This is a genomic window from Microbacterium sp. NPDC055455, assembly GCF_053619935.1.
In genome coordinates this window covers 688290-696561 of the sequence record NZ_JBSHLB010000002.1, presented here as the reverse complement: position 1 = coordinate 696561, position 8272 = coordinate 688290, and the positions used below count along the sequence as shown (strand labels likewise).

The following is an 8272-nucleotide window of genomic DNA, read 5'->3' as shown; positions in this document are numbered from 1 at the left end:
GGCGACGATCTCGCGAACCACGGTCGAGGCCAGGTCCTGCACGGGCACTTCGGTGAAGGCGCCGCCGTAGCGGCCCACGGGCGTGCGCAGGGGAGCGCACAGGACGATGTCGTCCGGGTTCTTGGCGGTGCCGGTGCCGGTGGCGTTGTCGGAATTCTTGGCGTTGTCGGGGTTGGTGCCGGAGGTGGTCATGGGGAGCCTTTCGTCTTCTTCTCTTGGGGTGGATCGGTGAAACGTGGTCGTCGCAAAGCAGTCGGCCGGGGCACGTGCGGACCCGGCGCGATGCGTCAGTGCCGCTGGGCCGCGAGGTCCCCGGCGATGGTGGTGGCCGTCTCCAGGACGGCGGGGAGGAAGTCGCGCAGGAGGTCGTCGACGTCGTGGGCGGCGGTCTGGGTGGATACGTTGATGGCCGCCACCGTCCGGCCGTCGGTGCCGCGGATGGGGGCGGCCAGGGAGCGCAGCCCCGGCTCGAGCTCCTGGTCGACCAGCGCCCAGCCCTGGGCGCGGATCTGCTTCAGCTCGCGGCGCAGCTCCTTCTCGGTGCCCAGCGATCGCGGCGCCAGGCGCTCGACCTCGGTGGCGGCGAAGTACGCGTCGAGGTCGTCGGCGGGCAGATCGGCCAGCAGCACGCGGCCCATCGACGTGGCGTAGGCGGGGAAGCGGGTGCCCAGGGTGATGGACACGGTCATGATGCGCCGGACCGGCACGCGCGAGACGTAGACGATATCGGAGCCATCGAGCACCGACATCGAGCTGGACTCGTCGACGCGGGCCGACAGCTGCTCCAGTCGCGGCTGGGCGATGGCCGGCAGCGACAGGCTGGACAGGTAGGAGTAGCCCAGCTCGAGAATGCGCGGGGTGAGCCAGAACTCGGAGCCGTCCGTGCCCGCGTAGCCGAGGTCGACGAGCGTGTGCAGGAAGCGGCGGGTGGTGGCGCGGGCCAACCCGGTGGCCTCGGCGACCTGCGCCAGCGTCTGCCGCGGGCGTTCGGCGCCGAATGCGCGGATGACGGACAGCCCGCGTGCCAGGGACTGGACGTGGAGGGCGTCGGGGGCCTTCGGTTCGTTCATGGGGACCTCTCGGGGGCTCGGGTCGTGCGGTCGGCGGCGGTGTTTTTGCTTGGCGACGCAGTGCGCTATGCGAACCACTGTACAACCTGCGAACGCCAGTGTACAGTTTCGGTCATGCTTGACAAGACCATTTCCTCCGCAGATGCCGCGGTGGCCGACATCCCCGACGGCGCGTCCATCGCCGTGGGCGGTTTCGGCCTGGTCGGCATCCCCTCCGTCCTCATCGCCGCGCTGCGCGAACTCGGCTCCGGCGACCTGACCATCATTTCCAACAATTGCGGCACCGACGGCTTCGGCCTGGGCACGCTCCTGGAGGACCGGCGCATCAGCCGGACCATCGGCTCGTACATCGGGTCGAACAAGGAGTACGCGCGCCAGTACCTGGCCGGCGAGCTGTCCGTCGAGTTCACGCCGCAGGGCACCCTGGCCGAGCGCATGCGTGCCGGCGGCGCGGGCATCCCGGCGTTCTACACCACCGCCGGCGTGGGCACGCAGGTCGCCGAGGGCGGGCTGCCGCGCCGCTACGCCGTCGACGGCTCGATCGCCGTCGCATCCCCGGTCAAGGACGTGCGCAGCTTCGACGTCTCGGGCGCCGCGCGCGACTATGTGCTGGAAGAGGCGATCGTCACCGACTTCGCGCTCGTCCACGCGCTCAAGGGCGACCGCCACGGCAACCTCGTCTTCAACAAGGCGGCGCGCAACTTCAACCCGCTCGCCGCGATGGCCGGGCGCGTGTGCATCGCTCAGGTCGAAGAGCTCGTCGAACCGGGCGAGCTGGATCCCGACGCCATCCACCTGCCCGGCATCTACGTGCACCGCATCGTGGAGGTCGGAGCCGACATCGAGAAGCGCATCGAACGACGAACGGTCTCGGTCGCCCGGGCCGCCGCGCGCGAGATGCCGGAAGGAGCCTGACATGGCGCTCAGCCGCAATGAGATGGCCGCGCGCGCGGCTGCGGAGCTCGCCGACGGGGCCTACGTCAACCTCGGCATCGGCCTGCCGACGCTCGTGCCGAACTTCGTGCCCGACGGCGTGACGGTCGTGCTGCAGTCCGAGAACGGCATCCTCGGCGTCGGCCCGTACCCGACGGAGGAGAGCGTCGATCCCGACCTCATCAACGCCGGCAAGGAGACCGTCACGACCCTTCCGGGCGCCGCGTTCTTCGACTCCGCGACGAGCTTCGGCATGATCCGCGGCGGCAAGATCGACGCCGCCATCCTCGGCGCCATGCAGGTCTCGGCGACGGGTGACCTCGCGAACTGGATGATCCCCGGCAAGATGGTCAAGGGCCCGGGCGGCGCGATGGACCTCGTGCACGGAGCCGCGAAGGTCATCGTGCTCATGGAGCACGTCGCCAAGGACGGCTCGGCCAAGATCGTGGACGAGTGCACGCTGCCCCTCACCGGCCGGGGCGTCGTGGACCGCATCATCACCGACCTCGCCGTCATCGATGTGACCGATGCCGGCCTCGTGCTCGTCGAGACCGCGCCGGGTGTCACCGTCGAGGAGGTCATCGCCGCGACAGAGCCCCGACTCACCGTCTCCGAACAGCTGGAAGTGATCTCATGACCCGTGAAGACATCGTCATCGTCGCCGCCGCGCGCACGCCGCAGGGGCGGCTGAAGGGCCAGCTCGCGCCGCTGACCGCGGTGCAGCTCGGCAGCGCAGCGATCAAGGGCGCCCTCGACAAGAGCGGCATCCCCGCCGACGCCGTCGACGCGGTGCTCGTCGGGCAGGTGCTCGCCGCCGGCAGCGGCCAGAACCCTGCGCGGCAGGCGGCCGTGGGGGCCGGCATCGGGTGGGACGTGCACTCGGGCTCGGTCAACAAGGTGTGCCTCTCCGGGCTCACCGCCGTCATCGACGGCGCCCGAATGATCGCCGTGGGGGACGCGACGGTCGTGGTCGCCGCCGGCATGGAGTCCATGACCCGTGCGCCGCACCTCCTGATGGGCTCGCGCGACGGATGGGCGTACGGTTCGATCGAAGTGCTCGACCACATGGCGCACGACGGGCTGACCGACGCATACGACCGGGAGAGCATGGGCGCGTCGACGGAGCGGCACAACGGCCGGCTCGAGGTCACGCGGGAAGCGCAGGATGCCGTCGCCGCCCGCTCGCACCAGCGCGCCGCGGCCGCCCAGGCCGACGGAGTGTTCGACGCCGAGATCGTGCCGGTGGAGATCCCGCAGCGCAAGGGCGACCCGGTGGTCGTGACGAAGGACGAGGGCGTGCGACCCGAGACGACGGTCGAGACCCTCTCGCGCCTGCGTGCCGCCTTCGCCGAGGGCGGCTCGATCACGGCCGGCAACTCGTCGCAGATCTCCGACGGCGCCTCGGCGGTGGTGCTCACCCGGCGCTCGCACGCCGACGAGAACGGCTGGCCCGTCCTCGCGGTCGTCGGCGCCTCCGGGCAGGTCGCCGGTCCCGACAACTCGCTGCACTCGCAGCCCGCACGCGCGATCGAGAAGGCGCTCGAGAAGCAGGGGATCGCGGCATCCGACCTCGACATCGTGGAGATCAACGAGGCGTTCGGGGCCGTCGTGGCGCGGTCGCAGGCGGAGCTCGGACTGTCGGACGACGTCGTCAACCCGCACGGCGGTGGCATCGCGATCGGGCATCCCATCGGAGCCTCCGGCAACCGGCTGGTCGTCCACGCGGTGCACGAGCTCGTCCGCCGCGGCGGCGGGACGGCCGCGGTCGCGCTGTGCGGCGGGGGCGGTCAGGGGGACGCGCTGATCCTCACACGCTGAGCGGGTCAGTCCGCGAGGCGCTTGAGACGGTCCTTGCGGATCTTGCGCTCGTTCCCGTGGATGGGGGAGTCCTTGGCGACCGCCTCGCCGTGTGCGGCACGGCGCAGGTCGACGATGGCGCCGATCGCGAGGGCGAGCGAGATGCCCCAGCTGATCCAGGCGAGCACCTGGCGCCACGTGAAGGGCTCCTTCTCGCGGAGTCCCCTCAGCAGCGTCAAACCGCCCGTGACGGCGGTGAGGAGCCCGGTGCCGAAGAGGTACTTGCGCATGGGGCCACGTTAGCGCGGGGTGCGCGCACCCTGCGCCCCTTGACATGTGCGCGCTCGGTGCGTCAAGGGGCGCGGGCCGGGCGGAACGGCGCTGTTAGCCTGGGCGTGCCGAGTCCACGAAACCGTCAGGAGCCCGCGTGACAGAGCCCGCACACAGCGCCGACCTCGTCGTCGTCGCCAACCGCCTCCCCGTCGACCGGGTCGTCGACGCCGAGGGCGAGCAGGGGTGGCGTCGCTCACCCGGCGGGCTGGTGACGGCACTCGAGCCGGTGATGCGGCGGTCGGACGGCGCGTGGGTGGGCTGGCCGGGCCAGCCCGACATCGACGTCGAGCCGTTCGAGTTCGAGGGCACCTATCTCGTCCCCGTCGCCCTCAGCTCCGACGAGGTCGAGAAGTACTACGAGGGCATGTCGAACGACACCTTCTGGCCGCTCTACCACGACGTCATCGCGGAGCCGCGCTACCGGCGCGTGTGGTGGGACGCCTACGTGCGGGTCAACCGCCGCTTCGCCGAGGCCACGGCGGCGGTCGCGGCCGAGGGTGCGACCGTATGGGTGCAGGACTATCAGCTGCAGCTCGTGCCCCAGATGCTCCGCGACATGCGCCCCGACCTCACGATCGGGTACTTCCACCACATTCCCTTCCCGGCATACGGCCTCTACTCGCAGCTCCCGTGGCGGCGGCAGGTGCTCGAGGGCCTCCTCGGCGCCGACGTCATCGGCTTCCAGCGGGTGGCCGACGCGGGCAACTTCGCCCGGGCCGTCCGCCGTCAGCTGCGCTACGACACCAAGGCCACCGGCATCAGCGTCCCGAACCCCGATGGCACGACCCGGCGGGCGCTGGCCAAGGCCTTCCCCATCTCGATCGACGCCTCGTCCTACATCGAGCTCGCGCGTCGCGAGGACGTGCGGGCGCGTGCGCGGGAGATCCGGGAGAGCCTCGGGAACCCGAAGAAGATCCTGCTGGGGGTCGACCGCCTGGACTACACCAAGGGCATCCGCCACCGCATGAAGGCGTTCGGCGAGCTGCTCGAGGACGGCCGCATCTCGGTCGAGGACGTCACGCTGGTGCAGGTCGCGAGCCCCAGCCGCGAGCGCGTCGAGGCGTACATGCAGCTGCGGGACGAGATCGAGCTCACCGTGGGCCGCATCAACGGCGACCACGACACGATGGGGCACACCGCGATCCGCTACCTGCACCAGGCCTACCCGCGCGAAGAGATGGTCGCGCTGTTCCTGGCCGCCGACGTCATGCTCGTCACGGCGCTGCGGGACGGCATGAACCTCGTGGCCAAGGAGTACGTCGCGTCGCGCATCGACAACCGGGGGGTGCTCGTGCTGAGCGAGTTCGCCGGCGCCGCGGACGAGCTGCCGAGCGCGATCCGCATCAATCCCCACGACATCGACGGCATGAAGGACTCGATCATGCGCGCCATCGAGATGCCGTCCGCAGAGCAGGGCCGGCGCATGCGGGCGCTGCGCAAGAAGGTGATCGAGAGCGACGTCGCGCGCTGGTCCCGGTCGTTCCTCGACGCCCTGGACGCGGCGCGCCGCGGCCGCCCCGACGCCGGTGCCCACGCATGAGCGCCGCCCTCGACGACGACGCGCGAGCGCAGATCGCGCGAGTCGCGGCATCCGATCGGCTCCTGGTCGCCCTCGACTTCGACGGCACGCTCTCGCCCCTGGAGGACGAGCCGATGGATGCGCGGATGCTGCCGGCGGCTCGTGCGGCGGTCGACGCCCTCGTCGCCGTGCCCGACACCGTGGTCGCGTTCGTATCGGGCCGCAGCCTGAGCGATCTGCGCGTGATCGCCGAGCACGACGACGCCTCGCGGGTGCTCCTGGCCGGCTCGCACGGTGCGGAGTACTGGATCCCCGGTGAGGGCCTCTCCCGCCACGCCGAGGACGACGCCGACGCCGCACTGCGCGACGCGCTTCGGGCGCGCGCCGAGCAGGAGACCGCCCACCTCGAGGGGGTGTGGATCGAGCCGAAGACGTTCGGGTTCGGTGTGCACACCCGGCGGGCCGACCCGCAGGCCGCCGCGACGGCGAACCGGATGGTCGACGAGATCGTCTCGGCGGAGGCGCCGCAGTGGCGCCGGCGCACCGGGCACAACATCGTCGAGTACGCCTTCCGTCACGAGGGGAAGGACTCCGCGATCGCCGAGCTCCGCGCGCGGACGGCCGCCTCGGCGGTGCTCTTCGCGGGCGACGACGTGACCGACGAGGACGCGCTGGCGAGTCTCGGAGCGGCGGACCTCGGCGTCCACGTCGGCCGCGGGCCCACTGCGGCTACCGTGACGGTGCCCGACATCGCCGCTCTGGCCGCCCTTCTGGAGCGTCTCGCACAGGCGCGTACCGAGGCACGCGGCTGACGCGTCACAGCGGCCGAGCGCGCGCTGCCGCGGGAATACACTGAGTCAATGGCCCTGCCCGATTCGCCCGCTGACAACTCCATCGACATCAAGCCCCGCAGTCGCGTCGTCACCGACGGCATCGAAGCGACGACCTCCCGCGGCATGCTCCGCGCGGTCGGCATGGGCGACGCGGACTGGGACAAGCCGCAGATCGGCATCGCCTCCAGCTGGAACGAGATCACCCCGTGCAACCTGAGCCTCGACAGGCTCGCACAGGGCGCCAAGGAGGGCGTGCACGCGGGCGGCGGCTACCCGCTCCAGTTCGGCACCATCTCCGTCTCGGACGGCATCTCGATGGGCCACGAGGGCATGCACTTCTCGCTCGTCTCGCGCGAGGTCATCGCCGACTCGGTCGAGACGGTCATCATGGCCGAGCGCCTCGACGGCTCGGTGCTCCTCGCGGGCTGCGACAAGTCGATCCCCGGCATGCTGATGGCCTCCGCGCGGCTCGACCTCTCGAGCGTCTTCCTCTACGCCGGCTCGATCGCGCCCGGCTGGGTCAAGCTCTCGGACGGCACCGAGAAGGACGTCACCATCATCGACTCGTTCGAAGCCGTGGGCGCGTGCCTGGCCGGCAAGATGAGCGAGGCCGACCTCAAGCGCATCGAGTGCGCCATCGCCCCCGGCGAAGGCGCCTGCGGCGGCATGTACACCGCCAACACCATGGCCTCGGTCGCCGAGGCCCTCGGGCTCAGCCTGCCCGGGTCGGCCGCACCGCCGTCCGCCGACCGCCGCCGCGACTACTTCGCCCACCGGTCGGGGGAGGCGGTCGTGAACCTGCTCCGCCAGGGCATCACGACCCGCGACATCCTCACCAAGGAGGCGTTCGAGAACGCCATCGCCCTCGCCATGGCGCTCGGCGGGTCGACGAACGTCGTCCTGCATCTGCTGGCGATCGCGCGCGAAGCCGACGTCGACCTGAGCCTTCACGACTTCAACCGCATCGGCGACAAGGTGCCCCACGTGGCCGACATGAAGCCCTTCGGCCAGTACGTCATGAACGACGTCGACCGTCACGGCGGCATCCCGGTCATCATGAAGGCCATGCTCGACGAGGGCCTGCTGCACGGCGACGCCCTCACGGTCACCGGCAAGACGCTCGCCGAGAACCTCGCAGAACTCGACCCGGACCCCGTGGACGGCACCGTCATCCACCGCTTCGACGACCCCATCCACGAGACGGGCGGCATCACGATCCTGCACGGCACGATCGCGCCCGAGGGAGCGGTGGTGAAGTCGGCCGGCTTCGACGGCAACGTGTTCGAGGGTCCCGCGCGCGTGTTCGAGCGGGAGCGCGCCGCGATGGACGCCCTCGAGGCCGGCGAGATCGTCGCGGGCGACGTCGTCGTCATCCGCTACGAGGGCCCCAAGGGCGGCCCCGGCATGCGCGAGATGCTCGCCATCACCGCAGCCATCAAGGGCGCAGGCCTCGGAAAAGATGTACTACTCTTGACGGACGGACGATTCTCAGGCGGCACAACCGGCCTGTGCATCGGCCACATAGCACCCGAAGCGGTGGACGCTGGTCCCATCGCCTTCGTGCGCGATGGTGATCTGATACGGGTCGATATCGCGGCTCGCACTCTCGATCTACTCGTCGACGAGGCTGAGCTCGACTCCCGCCGCTTGGGCTGGGAGCCGCTTCCCCCGCGCTATACCCGTGGCGTCCTTGCCAAGTACTCCCGACTCGTGCGCTCCGCTGCGGAGGGCGCGACCACCGGTTGAGTCCGGCTTCCGACAAGCCCTCCGAACCGACTCAGAGGATC

At 70.8% G+C, this 8272-nt stretch carries 8 protein-coding genes and 1 pseudogene; 6 read left to right on the top strand and 3 right to left on the bottom strand.

What is annotated here, in order from left to right; genetic code table 11:
• Positions 1–192: pseudogene (locus tag ACWGUG_RS09675) on the bottom strand (hypothetical protein); the annotation flags it as partial.
• A 95-nt stretch (positions 193–287) separates the two neighbouring features.
• A complete protein-coding gene (locus ACWGUG_RS09670) occupies positions 288–1070 on the bottom strand; it encodes an IclR family transcriptional regulator domain-containing protein (protein ID WP_452324527.1) in 783 nt (260 codons plus the stop codon).
• A gap of 114 nt (positions 1071–1184) precedes the next feature.
• On the opposite strand from ACWGUG_RS09670, the gene ACWGUG_RS09665 reads away from it, so the two are divergent.
• The 3 genes from ACWGUG_RS09665 to ACWGUG_RS09655 are packed head-to-tail and all read left to right on the top strand — an operon-like array spanning position 1185 to position 3821.
• Complete coding sequence (locus tag ACWGUG_RS09665; RefSeq protein WP_452324526.1) at positions 1185–1985, top strand: CoA transferase subunit A; 801 nt, start codon at positions 1185–1187, stop codon at positions 1983–1985.
• A 1-nt stretch (position 1986) separates the two neighbouring features.
• A complete protein-coding gene (locus ACWGUG_RS09660; protein WP_452324525.1) occupies positions 1987–2640 on the top strand; it encodes a 3-oxoacid CoA-transferase subunit B in 654 nt (217 codons plus the stop codon).
• The gene (locus tag ACWGUG_RS09655) at positions 2637–3821 is read left to right on the top strand and encodes an acetyl-CoA C-acetyltransferase (RefSeq protein ID WP_452324524.1); all 1185 of its coding nucleotides are present in this window, start codon (positions 2637–2639) and stop codon (positions 3819–3821) included. The genes ACWGUG_RS09660 and ACWGUG_RS09655 overlap by 4 nt, the downstream gene beginning before the upstream one ends.
• Positions 3822–3826: 5 nt before the next feature.
• Here ACWGUG_RS09655 and ACWGUG_RS09650 read toward each other — a convergent pair whose 3' ends face one another.
• Entirely contained in the window at positions 3827–4090 is a 264-nt protein-coding gene (locus tag ACWGUG_RS09650; RefSeq protein WP_336396868.1) for a hypothetical protein, read from the bottom strand.
• Positions 4091–4227: 137 nt separating this feature from the next.
• Here ACWGUG_RS09650 and ACWGUG_RS09645 point away from each other — a divergent pair, with 137 nt between their 5' ends.
• From ACWGUG_RS09645 to ilvD, 3 genes are read left to right on the top strand one after another with little or no spacing between them, the layout of a single operon-like run.
• Positions 4228–5673, top strand: coding sequence for an alpha,alpha-trehalose-phosphate synthase (UDP-forming) (locus tag ACWGUG_RS09645; protein ID WP_452324523.1), 1446 nt, complete (start codon positions 4228–4230; stop codon positions 5671–5673).
• On the top strand, positions 5670–6464 hold the full coding sequence (gene otsB / locus ACWGUG_RS09640; RefSeq protein ID WP_452324522.1) for a trehalose-phosphatase: 795 nt from the start codon (positions 5670–5672) through the stop codon (positions 6462–6464). Before ACWGUG_RS09645 ends, otsB begins: the two co-directional genes overlap by 4 nt.
• Positions 6465–6512: 48 nt before the next feature.
• Entirely contained in the window at positions 6513–8231 is a 1719-nt protein-coding gene (ilvD, locus tag ACWGUG_RS09635) for a dihydroxy-acid dehydratase (protein ID WP_378883108.1), read from the top strand.
• Positions 8232–8272: the final 41 nt, after the last annotated feature.